The 15,709-nt window shown below is 64.3% G+C and carries 16 protein-coding genes; 7 read left to right on the top strand and 9 right to left on the bottom strand.

The features are described from left to right. Positions 1-160 precede the first annotated feature (160 nt). From NKG95_RS05500 to NKG95_RS05490, 3 genes are all read left to right on the top strand, one after another. Positions 161-1,492 carry a dicarboxylate/amino acid:cation symporter gene (locus tag NKG95_RS05500; protein WP_292659748.1) on the top strand — a complete coding sequence of 444 codons (1,332 nt, stop codon included), beginning with the start codon at positions 161-163 and terminating at the stop codon, positions 1,490-1,492. 471 nt (positions 1,493-1,963) lie between these two features. Continuing rightward, positions 1,964-3,028, top strand: a complete 1,065-nt coding sequence (locus NKG95_RS05495) for a glycosyltransferase family 2 protein (RefSeq protein WP_352494435.1) — start codon at positions 1,964-1,966, stop codon at positions 3,026-3,028. A 116-nt stretch (positions 3,029-3,144) separates the two neighbouring features. Continuing rightward, positions 3,145-3,453, top strand: coding sequence for a HigA family addiction module antitoxin (locus NKG95_RS05490; protein ID WP_353040146.1), 309 nt, complete (start codon positions 3,145-3,147; stop codon positions 3,451-3,453). 41 nt (positions 3,454-3,494) lie between these two features. On the opposite strand, the gene NKG95_RS05485 is transcribed toward NKG95_RS05490, so the two are convergent. The 6 genes from NKG95_RS05485 to NKG95_RS05460 form a co-directional block, all read right to left on the bottom strand. Then, positions 3,495-3,782: a DUF982 domain-containing protein gene (locus NKG95_RS05485; protein WP_353040145.1), complete on the bottom strand. Its 288-nt coding sequence runs from the start codon at positions 3,780-3,782 to the stop codon at positions 3,495-3,497. A gap of 92 nt (positions 3,783-3,874) precedes the next feature. Then, positions 3,875-4,681, bottom strand: coding sequence for an ABC transporter permease (locus tag NKG95_RS05480; protein ID WP_353040144.1), 807 nt, complete (start codon positions 4,679-4,681; stop codon positions 3,875-3,877). Between the two features lie 4 nt (positions 4,682-4,685). Then, complete coding sequence (locus NKG95_RS05475) at positions 4,686-5,519, bottom strand: ABC transporter permease (RefSeq protein ID WP_031194462.1); 834 nt, start codon at positions 5,517-5,519, stop codon at positions 4,686-4,688. 17 nt (positions 5,520-5,536) lie between these two features. Next, positions 5,537-6,652 (bottom strand): ABC transporter substrate-binding protein, encoded by a 1,116-nt coding sequence (locus NKG95_RS05470; protein ID WP_353040143.1) that lies wholly within the window; start codon positions 6,650-6,652, stop codon positions 5,537-5,539. Positions 6,653-6,719: 67 nt separating this feature from the next. Then, a complete protein-coding gene (locus NKG95_RS05465) occupies positions 6,720-7,814 on the bottom strand; it encodes an ABC transporter ATP-binding protein (RefSeq protein ID WP_353040142.1) in 1,095 nt (364 codons plus the stop codon). A gap of 243 nt (positions 7,815-8,057) precedes the next feature. Continuing rightward, positions 8,058-8,948 carry a LysR substrate-binding domain-containing protein gene (locus NKG95_RS05460; protein WP_352641004.1) on the bottom strand — a complete coding sequence of 297 codons (891 nt, stop codon included), beginning with the start codon at positions 8,946-8,948 and terminating at the stop codon, positions 8,058-8,060. Positions 8,949-9,023: 75 nt separating this feature from the next. On the opposite strand from NKG95_RS05460, the gene NKG95_RS05455 reads away from it, so the two are divergent. Then, a complete protein-coding gene (locus NKG95_RS05455) occupies positions 9,024-10,616 on the top strand; it encodes a zinc-binding metallopeptidase family protein (protein ID WP_353040237.1) in 1,593 nt (530 codons plus the stop codon). A 33-nt stretch (positions 10,617-10,649) separates the two neighbouring features. Continuing rightward, positions 10,650-11,582, top strand: coding sequence for a dimethylarginine dimethylaminohydrolase family protein (locus NKG95_RS05450; RefSeq protein ID WP_023720586.1), 933 nt, complete (start codon positions 10,650-10,652; stop codon positions 11,580-11,582). Positions 11,583-11,662: 80 nt separating this feature from the next. Here the strand turns inward: NKG95_RS05450 and NKG95_RS05445 are convergent, their stop codons facing one another. Then, positions 11,663-12,670: an ornithine cyclodeaminase family protein gene (locus NKG95_RS05445; protein ID WP_353040141.1), complete on the bottom strand. Its 1,008-nt coding sequence runs from the start codon at positions 12,668-12,670 to the stop codon at positions 11,663-11,665. 158 nt (positions 12,671-12,828) lie between these two features. Between NKG95_RS05445 and NKG95_RS05440 the strand changes: the two genes are divergently transcribed. Beyond that, on the top strand, positions 12,829-13,290 hold the full coding sequence (locus NKG95_RS05440; protein ID WP_023720584.1) for an Lrp/AsnC family transcriptional regulator: 462 nt from the start codon (positions 12,829-12,831) through the stop codon (positions 13,288-13,290). A 106-nt stretch (positions 13,291-13,396) separates the two neighbouring features. Here the strand turns inward: NKG95_RS05440 and NKG95_RS05435 are convergent, their stop codons facing one another. Both NKG95_RS05435 and NKG95_RS05430 read right to left on the bottom strand, forming a co-directional pair. Beyond that, positions 13,397-13,780 carry a YybH family protein gene (locus NKG95_RS05435; RefSeq protein ID WP_023722391.1) on the bottom strand — a complete coding sequence of 128 codons (384 nt, stop codon included), beginning with the start codon at positions 13,778-13,780 and terminating at the stop codon, positions 13,397-13,399. 160 nt (positions 13,781-13,940) lie between these two features. Then, positions 13,941-14,690: an SDR family NAD(P)-dependent oxidoreductase gene (locus NKG95_RS05430; RefSeq protein WP_353040140.1), complete on the bottom strand. Its 750-nt coding sequence runs from the start codon at positions 14,688-14,690 to the stop codon at positions 13,941-13,943. Between the two features lie 96 nt (positions 14,691-14,786). Between NKG95_RS05430 and NKG95_RS05425 the strand changes: the two genes are divergently transcribed. Continuing rightward, entirely contained in the window at positions 14,787-15,680 is an 894-nt protein-coding gene (locus tag NKG95_RS05425; RefSeq protein ID WP_353040139.1) for a LysR family transcriptional regulator, read from the top strand. Positions 15,681-15,709 lie beyond the last annotated feature (29 nt).

The following is a 15,709-nucleotide window of genomic DNA, read 5'->3' as shown; positions in this document are numbered from 1 at the left end:
GTGCGGACGTTTGCGAATGCTCAACAAAATCAATGATGAAAAGCTCTTCTGCGTATCTGGCACGGCTGTTGCAAACACGAATTCAGCAGTCGCGAGGCTGCTGGTCAAAACAACTGCCCCGGGGAGTCGAGCTTTCGATCGGGGCGCCATGGAGGACGTCATGCAGACAGCAATCGCTGCCGCCGAGCCGCGCGGCAAACTTCCCTTATACCGGCATCTTTATGTGCAGGTGCTGGCGGCGATCGCCGCCGGTGTGCTGCTCGGCCATTTCTATCCGGAAACCGGCGAGGCGATGAAGCCGTTCGGCGATGCCTTCATCAAGCTGGTGAAGATGGTGATCGCGCCGGTGATCTTCCTGACGGTGGCGACCGGCATCGCCGGTGTTTCCGACCTGCAGAAGGTCGGCCGCGTCGCCGGCAAGGCGATGATCTATTTCCTGGTGTTCTCGACGCTGGCGCTTGTCGTCGGCCTGGTCGTCTCCAATGTCGTCCAGCCCGGCGCCGGCATGCACATCAATCCGGCCACGCTCGATACCACCAAGGTGACGGCCTATGCCGAGAAGGCGCACGACACAACCATCGTCGGCTTCCTGATGAACATCATCCCCGACACCATCACCGGCGCCTTCGCGCAGGGCGACATCCTGCAGGTGTTGTTCTTCTCGGTGCTGTTCGGTGTCGCCCTGGCACTGGTCGGCGATCGCGGCCGTCCGGTCGTCGATTTCCTGCAGGCGCTGACCACGCCGATCTTTCGCCTCGTCGCCATCCTGATGAAGGCCGCACCGATCGGCGCCTTTGGCGCCATGGCCTTCACCATCGGCAAATACGGCATCGGCTCGATCGCCAACCTCGCCATGCTGATCGGCACATTCTACCTGACCGCGCTGCTGTTCGTGCTGGTGGTGCTCGGCGCGGTTGCCCGCTACAACGGCTTCTCGATCCTGGCGCTGATCCGCTACATCAAGGAAGAGCTGCTGCTGGTGCTCGGCACCTCGTCCTCGGAAGCGGCACTGCCGGGCCTCATGGCCAAGATGGAGCGCGCCGGCTGCAACCGCTCGGTGGTCGGCCTGGTCATCCCGACCGGCTATTCCTTCAATCTGGACGGCACCAACATCTACATGACGCTGGCGGCGCTGTTCATCGCGCAGGCGACCGACACGCCACTCACCTACGGCGACCAGATCCTGTTGCTCGCCGTCGCCATGCTGAGCTCCAAGGGTGCCGCCGGCATCACCGGCGCCGGCTTCATCACGCTGGCGGCAACGCTTTCGGTCGTCCCCACCGTGCCGGTCGCCGGCATGGCGCTGATCCTCGGCGTCGACCGCTTCATGTCGGAATGCCGGGCGCTGACCAACTTCATCGGCAATGCGGTGGCGACAGTGGTGGTGGCACGCTGGGAGGGAGAACTCGACCAGACGAAGTTTGCCGCCGCCATGGCCGGCGACTTGCCGGAGGAAGTCGACCTGTCGCTGCCGGGTTTGCAGGCCGCCTGACTGTCCAGGCCACGTGACTATAAGCCCCGGAGGCGGTTCGCCGGCTCTGGGGCAAAGCACCGGCGGTCGCGGCATGCCGCCTGAAACACAACCTGAAGTGGCCCTGTTTTCGACGCGGGGCTTGTTCCAGCCGCATTTGAAGGCCAGTATCCGCCATGCCTTCAGGGCACCCGTCCGCTTCGCTCCCGACCTGATCGCGAGGCGAGACATTTCCGTCGGGCTCGGTTGCGACATCACCTTGGCCGAACCGTCTGGGCTTTTGCTGCCGCCGACCCCTGACCATGGCAGCAGCCCTCGAAGGCAATGGCGGCCTCAGTACGAAGTCGCAAAGCGAAACGTGACCCGTCTCCTGATAGAAAGCGCAGGCTTTCTCCCAGGGAACTCGTTGCGCGCCAAGAGGGCGCTTGAAGAGGGGGGCAGGCCCATGAGCGGGCCTTTGCCGAACCAAAGCAAGATGCGAGGTCAAACGCGATGCAGACTGTCCCGAGAATTCCGGTATCCATCATCATCCCGAACTACAACTACGCGCGGTTCCTCAAACGCAGCATCGACAGCGCCCTCGAGCAGGACTACGCGGATGTCGAAGTCATCGTTGTCGACGATGCATCGCAGGACAATTCCACGACAATCATGGAATCGTATCGCGACGAGATCCTCGCATGTCCGCGAGCGCAAAATGGCGGACACGCCGCGGCATTCAACACTGGCTTTGCAGCGAGCTCGGGCAAGATCGTCCTGTTCCTCGACGCCGACGATTATCTTTATCCGACCGCCGTCTCCACCATCGTCGACACCTGGGACGAGGCAACCGCCCAGGTCCAGTCCAGACTGCATATCGTCGACGAAGGGCAACGCATCAAGGATGTCTTTCCGCCGCCCGAACTGCCTTTCGACAGCGGCGATGTCATGCCGAAACTCCTGCACAAGGGCCGCTACCAGACCACCGTGACCAGCGGGCTGGCCTTTGACCGCGCAACGCTGGAGTCGATCATGCCCATACCGGAGCCGGAGTTCCGCCAGGGCGCTGACGGCTATCTTGCCACGCTGGCGCCGATGTACGGGCACGTCCAATCCATCGACGAATGCCTCGGCGCCTACCGGATCCACGGCGCCAACCATTCGGTCTTCGGCGAAAAGCTCGCCGAGCGGGCACGCTGGCGGGTAACCCACGATTTCCGCCGCATGCAGGCACTGTCGGACCAGGCCTCCGGGATCGGCCTGACCATCGTGCCGTCGGATGCCGTCCGCCACGATCCGGTCCACCTGGAAGAGCGGCTGGCGTCGCTCTGCGCCGACAGAGACCGACACCCCGTGGCCGACGATTCCCGGCTGGCGCTCGGGGCGGCCGGCGCCGTCGCCAGCCTCGAAATGACCGCATCCCTGCGGCGGCGCGCAATCCTTGCCGCCTGGTTCCTGTCGGTCGGGGTGTTGCCGCGGAAAATGGCAACGGCGGTGCTGTCGTGGAAGCTTGATGCGTCGTCGAGGCCGGCATTTTTGAGCCGCCTGTCCAAGAGAATCCGCCACGCCATGGGTTAGCGGATAGCGGCACTGTGACACAGCTCCGCCAGGTTTTCGGGAGGTCTGGCAACCCGGGTAGATTTCGAACAATATCACTATGGCACGTGGCGACCCAACCGAAGGATAACCAGGCCATGACCTGTTATAAGCCGATGCGTCCGATGGAGCGCTGCCCATCCCACCCTGGGGCGCTGCTCGACGACATTATGCCGGCAACCGGAAAGACCAAGGTGGAAATCGCCAATCTGCTCGGAATCTCGCGCCAGCAGCGTTACGATATTATCCGCGAAAAGAAGCCGGTGTCGCCGGCTGTCGCGGCGCGCCTTGGAAAGATGTTCGGCGACGGCGCCGCGATCTGGCTCAGGATGCAGGCCGCCTATGATGCGTGGCACGCGGAACGCGAGGTTGACGTCAGCGCCATTCCAAGGCTGCATGCTGCCTGAGATGCAATAGATCGGCCGAACCACCGAGGCTCACAAATCGATCACGGCCCCTGCTGTCGGGATCGGCCCTGCGGCTCAACGGCTCGCTCGACCAGGACATGCGCTTCCCGCGCGGCCTCGACGAACGCGTCCCTGGCGGCTTCGGCCCAGCGGTCGTCGCTCATGGCGCGACGGCATGTGCGCAGTGCCAAGCCGTGTTTGGCGCTGCCGGCGTCGCGCCAGTGGGCTTCCAGCAATTCGACAGCCTGCCGTGCGTTGGAAATGTTGCGGATATCTCCCACGATGCCGACCGCAACCGCAACCGGCTTGGAAAACCATCCTTGATTCATGGCGGAGCCTTCGACGTGTTGAACTACCTATAACGAAAATCGTGGCGCAAGGTTTCATTCGCGCCATCAGTCACCACGGCGAGAGGTGGCGTTTACTGCGCCGCGCGCAGTCTGACCACGACGCTGCGCGCCACAAGCACCAGCACCGTGATGACGATCAGGATCACCGAGAGTGCGGCGATCGCCGGGTCGATATTGTCGCGCAGGCCCATCCACATCAGCCTTGGCAGCGTGATGGCGTTGACTGAGGTGATGAACAGGGTGACGCCGATCTCTTCCCAGGACAGCACGAAGGACAACAACGCCGCGGTGACGATGCCGAACTTGATGTTGGGCATGATGATGCGGGTGGCGCGCTCCCACACGGTGGCGCCGAGGCCGCGCGCGGCAAGGTCGATGCGGCGGTCGAGCTGGCTGAGCGACACCAATATCAGCACCGTGGCGAAGGGCACCGTCATCACCGCGTGCGCCATGGCGACACCCAGCCAGGTGTCGTAGCCGAAGAACGACGAGAAACCCGAGATCGAGGTCAGCAGGAAGTAGAGAGTGATCGCCGAGACCACCGGCGGTACCACCATCGGCAGCAGCACGAAGCCGACCAATGCTGCGGTGAAGCGCGGCTGGAACATCCAGACGCCGAGGCTGAAGCAGAGCGCGAGCACGGTGGAAAAGGCGCTGCTGACGACGCCGATCCTGATCGAGAGCAGGATCGAGTTGATCCAGCGCAGATCCTCGATCAGCGCCCGGTAGTGGCGCAGCGACAATTCGCCCGACGGCATCGCCAGCATGCGGCTCGGCGTCAGCGACACCGGAATGACGGCGAGCAGCGGCAGCAGCAGGAACAGCGCGACCAGGGCGGCGAGGACCAGCGAGACGGGACCGGGGCGATAGGTCGGCATCGCGCTACACCAACTGCTTTGGTCTGATATAGCGGAACAGCAGCGCCATCAGCGCGCCGACGAACAGCACCAGCACCACGCTGATCGCAGCGCCCAGGCCCCAGTCCGGGCTCTGGAAGATGCGGAGATAGATCAACTCGGCGATCATCACGCTACGACCGCCGCCGAGGATCGCCGGCGTGACGAAGAAGCCGAGCGAAAAGACGAAGACGATGAGCGCCGAGCCGATGATGCCGGAGCGGGTCATCGGCACGAACACCGACCAGAAGGTGCGCATGCGGCTGGAGCCGAGGCCGCGCGCCGCCAGCAGCACGCGGTCGTCGAGACTGCGCATCGAAGAGGCCAGCGGAAACACGGCGAAGGGGATGAGGAAATGCGTCATGCCGACGATGACGCCGAACTCGTTGCGCACCAGCGCCAGCGGCTCCGAGATGAAGCCGACCGCCTGCAGCCAGGTGTTGATCAGGCCGCGATTGGACAAAAGCGCCACCCAGCCGAAGGCGCGCGTCAGCACCGAGATCCAGAACGGCACCAGGATGCAGAACTCGGCCACGACGCGCTGCACCGGTGTGCCGCGCACCCAGACAACGGTGATGGCGTAGGCGGCGGCAACCGAAACGATCGTCACGATCGCCGCGATACGCAGCGTGCGGATGAAGACCGACTGCACCAACTGATCCGTGAGCAGCGCATTGTACTGCCCCAGCCCCGGCGTGGGCAGGGTAAAACTCCATTTGACCACGCCGAGGAATGGCCAGGCATAAGCCAGCACAAGAAAGAGGAGCAGCGGCGCCATCAACAGCGCCGCGCCCATCCTGTCGGAGAGGTATGCTCTCATCCGGTTATCCCGGCTTGTCAGGCGGAGATGATCTTCGTGTATTCGTCGAGTGCCGCCCCGTAGTTCTTGGCGTACCAATCCATGTCGAGCGGGATCTGCTTTTTCATGTTCTCGGGATCGACGGGGTTGATGCGCTTCTTGTCGGCGGGGATCAGCGCGTCGGCGGCCGGGTTGGCCGGACCCTGGCCGAGCTTGTCGAACATGATGAGTTCCTTCTCCGGGTCCTGGGTGCTGGCAATGAACTTCATCGCCGCGTCCTTGCCGCCGGGATTGCCCTTGAGCACGGCGAGCGCGCCGGGCGAGATCAGACCCTGGTCCCAGATGAACTTGATCTTGCCGCCGGAATCCTGCTCGATCAGCGAAGCCCGGGTCGACCAGACGATCGCCATCGAGGCCTCGCCATTGAGCAGCACGCTTTGGCTTTCGGCGCCGCCACCCCAATAGGCGACGACGTTCTCCTTGAAGGCGGCGATCTTGTCATGCGCGCGCTTGAGGTCGAGCGGATAGAGCGATGCCGGTGCGATGCCGTCGGCAAGCAGTGCCGCTTCCCAGCTCGACACGCCCCATTTGTAGAGCGAGCGCTTGCCGGGGAATTTTGCCACGTCGAAGAAATCGGCCATGCCGGTCGGTGCCTGGCTGCCGTACTTCTCGGCATCGTAGGCGATGACGTAGGAGAAGAAATAGGTCGAGGCGGCGTATTCCCAGCCGAAGCCCTCGCGCATCTTCTTCTTGTCGACGATCGCATAATCGATCGGCTCGAGCATGCCCTGCGCGCCGAGCGTGATGGCCGAGAACGGATCGACGTCGACCAGGTCCCAGGTCGGGGCGCCGCTCTTGAACTGCGCCGCGATCGCACCCTCCGTCGGGCCGGAGCCGTCCATCTTGACGACAATGCCGGTCTCCTTGGTGAAGGCCTGGCCGTAAGCCGCGTCATAGGCGGTAATGGCGTCGCCGCCCCAGTTGACCAGCACCAGTTCCTTCGCCGCGGCAAAGGCGCCGGTCGAGCGCAGCAGCATCGGCGTGCCGGCCAGCACCAGCGCGGCCAGCTGCGTGAACTGCCGGCGCGAGATCTCTCCGCGCACGGCCCTGGCGGACAGCGCCTCGATGGAATGTTTCTTGGTTTGGTTTGTCATGTCAGTTCCCCTTTTTTGTCGTTGATATTTCCTGAAAGTCAGCGTGGCGAATTCGCCTCGCCGATCGTCATTGTCCTCCGTCCGGAAGGAGGAAGCCTTTCTCCGCCGGCCAGGTCAGCCACACGGAATTGCCCTTGCTGAGCGCGGAAGCGGCAACCTCGTTCGGTACCGAGACCGTCACCTTGGCGCCTTGGCGCGTCGTCAGATCGAGCCGCGTCGCAGCGCCGAGATAGGTCGAGGCGACGGCAGTCGCGGCAATACCGTTTTCGCCAACGGCGGCTTCGCGGGCGATCGACATGTATTCTGGCCGGATCGCCAGGATGGCGTCTCCACGGACCTTCTCGGCCTTGCAGCGCATGCTGATCGCGCGGTCTTCGCAGAGGCCCGTCGAGCCATTGTCGGCCGGGCGCACGCCCTTCAGCGGCAGCATGTTGATCTCGCCCAGGAACTCGGCGACGAAGCGGTTGTCCGGCCGGTCGTAGACCTCGTCCGGTGCGCCGACCTGCAGCAGTTTGCCATGATTGAAGATGGCGACGCGCGACGACAACGCCAGCGCCTCGCTCTGGTCATGGGTGACGAAGACGAAGGTGGTGCCGGTCTCCTGGTGCAGCCGCTTCATCTCGGCCTGCATCTGGCCGCGCAGGCCCTTGTCGAGCGCCGAAAACGGCTCGTCGAGCAAAAGCACGCCCGGCTCGAACACCAGCGCACGCGCCAGCGCCACGCGCTGCTGCTGGCCGCCGGACAATTGCGACGGTAGTTTCTTCTCGTGGCCCTTGAGCCCGACGCGCTCGATCATTTCGCCGACGTGGCGTTTGATCTCGGCCGCCGGTTTCTTGCGCACCTTGAGCGGGAAGGCGATGTTGGCCTCGACGCTCATATGCGGGAACAGTGCGTAGCCTTGGAAAACCATGCCGGCGGCGCGCTGCTCGGCCGGCCGCTCGGTGATGTCGACGCCGTCGCTGTAAAGGCGGCCGTCGGTCGGCTGAATGAAGCCGGCAAGGATCATCAGGAAGGTGGTCTTGCCGGAACCGGAGGGGCCGAGCAGGGTGAGGAACTCGCCACGGCCGATATCGAGCGTCAGATCGTCCAGCGCACGGAACGAGCCGAAGCTCTTGCCGATCCCGATTGCCTTGATCTCTGCGGCCCGGCCGGGTTGCTGCATCCTGCCCTTTCCTTAGCGTAGGCGAAATCGTAGGCAGGGCGGCAGCTCACCGCAACCGAATAGTTTTCGCCTGACCGGCAAATTTGATTCATCTATGCGCCAACCCCCACGAGAGGAGATGGCCGCGAAGCGGCCAGAGGGGGTCGGTCCGACTGAACTCGGCCTGCTGCTGGAGGTTGGCGCTTCACGCGCGGCGACCCCCTCTGTCGCCTTCGGCGACATCTCCCCCTCGAGGGGGGGAGATTAGCGCTCCTTGTTCTCGGACAGCTTCGACCTCAGCCATCTCCCAAACGCCTCCAGCACCGGATGCGCTGCCTTGGCGTGCTCGGAGACCAGAAAATACGAGCGCGGCGAATTGATCGCTATGTCGAAGGGGCGGACCAGCCGGCCTTCGCTCAGCGCCCGGCGACTGGTCAGCTCGTCGCCCATGGCGATGCCCTGGCCGGCAATCGCCGCCGAAAAGACCAGGTTCATGTCGGAAAAGAAGATGCCGCCTTCCGGGTCGGGGTTCTCGACCTTGGACAGGGCCAGCCAGCGCGCCCAGTCCTCGGTGTCACCGAGATGCAGGAGATTGGCGCGCAGCACGTCTGCCGGCTTGGAGAAGCCGCCGATCTTGTTGAGCAGCGTCGGGCTGCACAGCGGCGTGAAGGAGATTTCGCACAATGGTTCGACCACGCGGTTCGGCCAGTTGCCGACGCCGAAGGCGATGAAGGCGTCGGCCTCGGCATTGCTGACGTCGTCGAGGCGCCGCGGCGTCAGGATGCGCAGTGCGACATCGGGGTACATCTGCCGGAACTCGCCGATATGGGTGCACAGGAACAGCGAGGCGAAACCCGGCGTACAACTGACACTGAACGAGCCGCCGATGCCGGTGCCGGCATGGCGTGTCACCGCGTCGCCTAGCACCGTCAGCGCCTTGCGCACGTCGCTGGCATAGCGTTGGCCGCGTGGCGTCAGCGCCACGCCCTTGCCGATGCGCGCGAGCAGGTCGAAGCCGAGATCGCGTTCGAGCAGGCGCAATTGATGACTGACCGCACTGCGGGTCAGATGCAGTTCGTCGGCGGCGCGCCAGACGCTGCCGTGGCGGGCAAAACTGTCGAGCGCGCGCAGCGCCTGCGTCGAGGGAATTCTCAAGAGGTGAACCGAATTTGCATGAGCCGGGAAAACATATCACTTTTTGGCGAGGCGCTTCACTGCTTTCTTTCCGCCATGGAGAAACCGGTGACCTCGGCGCAAGCGACCGCGCTTGCCTGTCTGGACGACATCCAGCCGTCGCTGTCGGCGTGGACGCGGACCATCTTCGACTTCGGCGAGACCGCCTGGCGCGAATACCAGTCGGCCGCCTGGTATGTCGAGCGCCTGAAGCACGAAGGCTTTACCGTTGAAGAGGGCTCTGGCGGCATGCCGACCGCCTTCTGCGCCCACTGGACCAACGGGACCGGCCCGACAATCGGCATGTATGCCGAGTACGACGCGGTGCCTGGCAATTGCCAGGATGCGGCGACGGTGAAGCGACCGCGTCCGGGCCTCGGCGAACAGGCCGGCGGCCACACCGATCCGCATTCCGGGCTTGGCGTTGCCAACCTCGGCGGGTTGCTGGCGACCAAGGCGGCGATGCAGCGCCACGGCATATCGGGCACGCTGCGCTTCACCGGCGAGCCGGCGGAAAAGGTGAGGGGATCGAAGCCGATCCATGCCGCGAAGGGCTATTATGATGGGCTGGCGGGCATGATCTCCTTCCATCCTTTTTACATGCTGCCGCTGTGCAACACGGCGCGCTGGGACACGCATTGCGGTGCGGCCTATGCGATGATCTACCGCTTCATCTGCGACGAGCCGGAACATTGGGCGAGGGCGGCAGGCAACGCAGCGCCCATCCCGCAGGCGCATTCGGCGGTTAGGGCGCCCGGCGCCAACGACGCGCTCATGATGATGTACATGGCCTCGAAGGCGCTGCGCGATTCCATGCTGCCGCATCAGGGCGGCTGGTCGATCAGCGAGGCGATCCTGACCGCAGGGCAGGCGACCGCCGACAATCTGCCGGCCGGGCTGGCCGAGATCCAGTACATGATCCGCGTGCCGACGCTGGCGATGGCAGAGCAGGTCACCGCCATGCTCGACCGCAATGCGGAAGCCGCCGCTGCGATGAGCGGCTGCCGCTATGAGCGGCACTGGGTGTCGAAGTCGCGGCCGGGGCTGGCCAATCACGTCATGGCTGGCATTGCCTTCGACGCGCTGGCGGCGGTCGGGCCGCCGCGCTGGGACGAGACGGCTAAGGCGATCGCCCGCGAAATCCAGGTCAATGCCGGCGGGGTGGCGAGCGAGGAGCCTTTCATCGAGGAACTGGAACTGCTGATCGAACCTCGCGAGGCAGAAGTGATCCTGCGCCGCGACCTGGCGCCGTCGCAGGTGAATTCGACGTCCGACGACTACACCGACATGTCATGGCATACGCCGACGGCGCGGTTCTATGTCGCTCGCCCGGCATTGCGCTCGGAGAACGGTCACGCCTTTCCGTCCTGGGCGATGAATGCGCTGGGCGGCATTTCTGCCACCATCGACCCGATGGTCATCTGCGCCGCAAAGACGGTCGCGCTGGCAGCACTTCGCCTGTTGGAAGACGAGGCCGCGCGCGACGCGGCGATGGACGAATTCGTCGCCCGCACCGGCGGCGGTATCGGCGGCTCGAACTGGATCGCGCCGCTCTGCGACTACGAGCCGCCAATTGGATTTCGCTGGCCGGAATACATCACCACCCCGCGCGGACGGGACTGGTGGATACCGAGCAACCAAGCCGCATGACTCAACCAAGCCGCCCCTTCACGAGGAGAACCCATGACCGTCCATGACCGCATCGTCACCGAGCCGTTTTCGCTGCAGCGCCGCAACCCGGCCGGCGGCACCAAGAAGCTGACCGCCTGGGGCTTCGCCAACGAGACCGACGTGCTGACCGACGTGCTGCTCGGCTCGCCCAATTTCCTGCGCCATCTCTCGACCAGTTCGCTATCGCGAAAACATCTGCGCGAGGCGCCTTGCAATGTCCAGATCGCGCAGGCGCAGCACAAGGACCTTGTCGCCGCCTACGAGCATTTCGGCGTCAACATCCACTGGCATGAGCCGACGCCGGAACTGCCGATGCAGGTCTATTCACGCGATTCCAGCGTGATGACGCCATATGGCGTCATCATCACCGCGATGGCCAACTGGTGGCGGCGCGGCGAGAACTACGCGGCGATCCGCACCTATGAGAAGCTCGGCATCCCGATCTATGACATGGTCACCGCGGGCACATTCGAGGGCGGCGACTTCAACGTCATCGAGGACGGCGTGGTGCTGATCGGCTGCGGCGGCGCCCGCACGCAGGAGGAGGGCGCCCGCCAGGTCCAGGCCTGGTTCGACAAGGAGGGCTGGGAGACCCGCATCGCGTTCATCGACGAATATTACGTCCATATCGACCTGATGGTGGTGCCGATCGCCGAGAAGCTGACCGCCGTCTGCCTCGCCTGCACGGAGCCGGGCATCGTCGACTGGCTGAAGGGCAAGGGCCACGAGATTATCGACGTGCCGTTCCAGGACACGATGGCGCTCGGCTGCAACTTCATGTCGCTGGGCAAGGACAGGGTGATCGCGCCGACGTCCAGCCAGGCGCTGATCGGCCAGCTCAAGGCACGCGGCTTCGAGGTCGCGGCCATCGATATGAGCGAGATCTCGAAGACCGGCGGCGGCATCCACTGCATGGCACAGGCGCTGAAGCGCGAGCCGGCCTGAGGGGCCGGCCTTTAGCCCCAACGCTCCCACGAAAGCGCCATTGTCAGCAACGTCGAACCCGCCTGGCTCGCGGCACGCGCCTACAGCACGATGAGCTTTCCCTTGCGCAGACGCTTGGCGCAACGATAGGCGAGGTCGGCGGCGACCATGTCTTCCATCGCAATGCCCATCGCCTTGTAGGTGGTGATCTGTTGATTCGAAACGCGACCCGGCGCGCGGTCGAGCAGCATGGCGCCAAGCTCGGTGCCGAAATCCGGGTCGAAGCCGGCAAGCTCGCAAGAACCGACCGGGGTCGGTTTGAACGCATCCTTGGTTTCGACAAAAAGACTGGATTTGCCGATGAGCTCGATCGGCATTTCTCCGCCGGGCGGCGCCACCCCGACCGACGAGACATGCGTGCCCGGCTGGACCCAGCCTGCGTCGATCACTGGCTGGTAGGAGTGGGTCGCCAGGCACACCACGTCCGAACTGCGCACTGCCGCCTCGAGGTCGGCGACCGCCACCACCGACGGATGCAGCCGGGCAAGCGCTGCCGCATCGGCGAAGCTCTTCGAAGCGACCCGGATTTCGGCAAAGTCGCGCACCAGCGGCAACAGATGCAGGTGCTGGTTGGCCTGCACGCCGGCGCCGATCACTGTCGCTATCCTGGCATCCCGGCGGGCAAGCGCGCGCACCGACAGCACGGCGGAGCCGGAGGTTCGCACCGCGGTTATGAAGGTGCCGTCCATGATGCAGACCGGCAGGCCGGACAGCGGATCGAACAGGCTGATGGTGGCGAGATGGCTGGGCAGGTTCTTGGCCAGGTTGCCTTCGAAGACATTGACGATCTTGACGGTCAGGTTCATGTCCTCCATCCAGGCCGGCATGGCGAGGCTGTAGCCGGCTCCGGGGATGTCGAGCTGTGGTCGGGGTGGATTGACGACCTTACCTTGTGACAGCGCCTTGAAGCCGTCTTCCAGAACGTCGAGAAGCTGGCTGAGGTCGATGCACGCCATCACGTCGGCTTCGCTCAGCACCAGGATCTCGGTCGCTCCCTTGCTGATTTCCGCCGCACTCTTGCCGGCTGGGCTGCACGCTTCCTTGGTCATCCTGCACTCCTGTGTTCGTCGAAATCGGCTCACCACATCTGCTTTGAGTGGGTGAGGGAAGCGCAGGCTATTGCGAGGTTTTATGTGATGAAATACGTTGATTTTGGCATCTGTGCGTGAATTAAGCACACAAATCCCTGAGATAGAGTGGATTGTGAATGGACGATCTCGACCAGATAGACCGCAGCCTGCTCCGGCTGCTGCAGGAGGATGGGCGCCGGACGACGCTTGATCTTGCCGGGCGTGTCGGGCTGTCGCCGACCGGAACCAGCCAGCGGGTGAAGCGCCTGTTCCGCGACGGGTTCATCACCGCGGTCAGGGCTATGCTCGATCCGCGCAAGGTCGGCAGGGGAACGCTGGTGTTCATCGAGGTCAGGCTTGACCACACGGCGCCGCATGTCTTTGACCGCTTCGCCGAAGCCGTGGCGAAAGCTCCGGAGGTTCTGGAGTGCCATATGGTGGTTGGCGGTTTCGATTATCTGGTCAAGGCGCGGATCGCTGAAATGGCGGTGTTCCAGGATTTCCTGCAGCGGGTCATCCTGCCTCTGCCCGGCGTGCGCGAAACGCACACTTTCGCCTCCATCGCCGATGTCAAGCCGAACGCCCTCTTGCCGGTGTAATCAGATGGAGGAGGGGAATGCTGTTCAGGGCGACGTTGAACGCATCTTCGCCACCTTGTCGCTCCCCCTAGCGCGCCTCCTGGTGCAGAGATGCCGGAGACCGGCTCTAGCCTTGCAGGGTCAGCAGGTTAGCGTCGCGCGCGAGCCGCCACTCACCATCTGGCTCCTTGCGCAGGAGCGTCAGCGCATATCCCGATCGATGGACCGGCTCGCCATTCGGCGGGGTCGCGGTCATGTCGATGCGGCTGCGGATGAAGGCCCAATTGCCGAGAAGCTGTAGTTCCACGATATCGCTCGTGCCGTCGATATGAACGCCGGCCGTCTCCTGCGCGGCCGCCGCGAAGATCTCCTTGTCGAAGGGTTCCCGGCCGGGAACCATGAAGATCGCATCGTCCGTCATCAAGCTGAGGACAGTCGCGATGTCTCCACGCTTACTCGCATCCATCCACGTCTCGACCAGCTTTCGGATTGCTGTTTCGTCGCCCGTCATCCGTTACCTCCCTGGCATCTCGCCGTCATCGATAGCGCACGGCGCTCCTCCGTCGCTGAAACATAGGGCTTAGATCGCTGTCGTCATCGATTGCGGTGGTCCTCGACGTCGCGCGGCGTGGGGCATGGTCCGCGAAACGGCAGGTCCTGGCCCTCGATGCCTATCGCCAGCCACCCGAGGCGGTGATGCGCTCGCCGGTCAGCCATGACGCCTCGTCGGAAGCGAGGTACACCGCGACGCGGGCGACGTCATCGGGCAGGCCGAAGCGACCGAGCGGGGTCATGGCGATAATCTGCTTCTCGAATTCGCTGCCGACGATGCCGATGCGCGCGAGGCCTTCGGTATCGATGCCGCCGGGCGCGATCGCGTTGACGCGGATGTTGCGTGCGCCGAGCTCCCGCGACATCGACAGCGTGATCGTGTCCACCGCTCCCTTGGTGGCGGCGTAGACGAGCGAGTTCGGCTGCGGATTGCGGCTGGCAACCGAGCTTATGTTGATGATGCTGCCGCCGCCCGGGCCAAAATGGCTCACTGCTGCTTGCGTGGTCAGAATGATGCCCAACACATTGGTGTCGAACTCACGGTGGAACTCGGCCTCGGTAACCGCTTCCAGCGGCTCGAACGCGAAGACGCCGGCATTGTTGACCAGGATGTCGAGCCCGCCAAACTCCGATTTCGCCGCCTCGAACAGGCGGCGCACGTCGGCCGCTTGCGACACGTCGCCCTGGACGGTGACGGCGCGGCCGCCACGGTCCTCGATCTCGGCGACGACGCGGTCGGCGCCTTCCCGTGACGAGGCGTAGTTGACGACCACCGCGGCGCCGGCCGTGGCAAGACCCTTGGCAATGGCGGCGCCGATACCCTTGGAGGCGCCGGTGACGATGGCGACCTTGCCGTTCAGCTTACTCATCAATCTCTCCTTTGTCGACGATGAGCGGTATTTAATGATGATCAAAAAGCGTATTAGGATCATCATGATCCGTTCTTTCGTGCCTGGAATTCTTGAATGACCACCATCCTTGAAAAGACCGCCGGCCTCGTCGCCTTCGTCCGCACGGTCGATGCCGGCTCGTTCCATGCCGCCAGCCGGCTGGTCGGCTCGAGCCCATCGGCGGTGTCGAAAAGCGTGGCGCGGCTCGAGCGGCGGCTGGGCGTCAGGCTGATCCAGCGCTCGACGCGCCGGCTCGGGCTGACCAGTGAAGGCATCGCTTATTACGAGCGCGTGGCGCCGCTGCTCAGGGCGCTGGACGATGCCGAAGACATCGTCCAGCTGGCCGATACAGCGCGCGGCCTGCTGCGCGTCACAGCGCCGGTCGAACTCGGCCGCGGCCTGATCGCGGCATGGGCGCAGGCGTTCCTTTCGCGGCATGGCGCAGTCAAACTAGAGCTCAGCGTCACCGACCGCCACGCCGACCTGATCCGCGAAGGCTATGACGTTGCGGTGCGCATGGGGCAGCTCTCGGACACCGGGCTCATCGCGCGCAAGATCGCCAATCTGCCGATCGTGCTGGTGGCCTCACCGGCCTATGTCGAGCGGCGCGGCCGTCCGGCATCGGTCGAGGATTTACCGAACCACGAATTCGTCCGCCACCAGATGGCCGGCCGGCCCTATCCCGTCACTTTTGCCGACGGTACGATGATCGTGCCGGACGGACGGCTCGATACCGATGATGGTGGTGCCATCCGCAATGCGGCACTTGCCGGCGCCGGCATCGCGCATCTGATGCGGTTTGCCGTGCAGGACGATCTCGACACGGGCCGCCTGGTCCGCATCCTGCCCGAGGTGGCGATGCCGACCATGCCGGTGTACATCGTCCATGCGTATGGGCGACAGCTACCCGTCCGGGCGCGGCTGTTCGTCGACTTCCTGGCGGGCCAGATGGCGGCGCTGATGCGATAGCGCAAGGCGGAATGACCTCCGCAGCCGAT

This window comes from Mesorhizobium sp. M1423, from assembly GCF_040317575.1.
In the GTDB taxonomy this organism is placed as follows: Bacteria; Pseudomonadota; Alphaproteobacteria; order Rhizobiales; family Rhizobiaceae; genus Mesorhizobium.
This window is presented reverse-complemented; position numbering and strand designations above follow the sequence as displayed.

Excerpts from the sequence above, each read along its gene's own strand:
- NKG95_RS05475 (WP_031194462.1), bottom strand. The coding sequence starts at position 5,519 with ATGAGAGCATACCTCTCCGACAGGATGGGCGCGGCGCTGTTGATGGCG.
- NKG95_RS05465 (WP_353040142.1), bottom strand. The coding sequence starts at position 7,814 with ATGCAGCAACCCGGCCGGGCCGCAGAGATCAAGGCAATCGGGATCGGC.
- NKG95_RS05470 (WP_353040143.1), bottom strand. The coding sequence starts at position 6,652 with ATGACAAACCAAACCAAGAAACATTCCATCGAGGCGCTGTCCGCCAGG.
- NKG95_RS05490 (WP_353040146.1), top strand. The coding sequence starts at position 3,145 with ATGACCTGTTATAAGCCGATGCGTCCGATGGAGCGCTGCCCATCCCAC.
- NKG95_RS05485 (WP_353040145.1), bottom strand. The coding sequence starts at position 3,782 with ATGAATCAAGGATGGTTTTCCAAGCCGGTTGCGGTTGCGGTCGGCATC.
- NKG95_RS05480 (WP_353040144.1), bottom strand. The coding sequence starts at position 4,681 with ATGCCGACCTATCGCCCCGGTCCCGTCTCGCTGGTCCTCGCCGCCCTG.
- NKG95_RS05455 (WP_353040237.1), top strand. The coding sequence starts at position 9,024 with ATGGAGAAACCGGTGACCTCGGCGCAAGCGACCGCGCTTGCCTGTCTG.
- NKG95_RS05450 (WP_023720586.1), top strand. The coding sequence starts at position 10,650 with ATGACCGTCCATGACCGCATCGTCACCGAGCCGTTTTCGCTGCAGCGC.
- NKG95_RS05500 (WP_292659748.1), top strand. The coding sequence starts at position 161 with ATGCAGACAGCAATCGCTGCCGCCGAGCCGCGCGGCAAACTTCCCTTA.
- NKG95_RS05430 (WP_353040140.1), bottom strand. The coding sequence starts at position 14,690 with ATGAGTAAGCTGAACGGCAAGGTCGCCATCGTCACCGGCGCCTCCAAG.
- NKG95_RS05495 (WP_352494435.1), top strand. The coding sequence starts at position 1,964 with ATGCAGACTGTCCCGAGAATTCCGGTATCCATCATCATCCCGAACTAC.
- NKG95_RS05445 (WP_353040141.1), bottom strand. The coding sequence starts at position 12,670 with ATGACCAAGGAAGCGTGCAGCCCAGCCGGCAAGAGTGCGGCGGAAATC.
- NKG95_RS05425 (WP_353040139.1), top strand. The coding sequence starts at position 14,787 with ATGACCACCATCCTTGAAAAGACCGCCGGCCTCGTCGCCTTCGTCCGC.
- NKG95_RS05435 (WP_023722391.1), bottom strand. The coding sequence starts at position 13,780 with ATGACGGGCGACGAAACAGCAATCCGAAAGCTGGTCGAGACGTGGATG.
- NKG95_RS05440 (WP_023720584.1), top strand. The coding sequence starts at position 12,829 with ATGGACGATCTCGACCAGATAGACCGCAGCCTGCTCCGGCTGCTGCAG.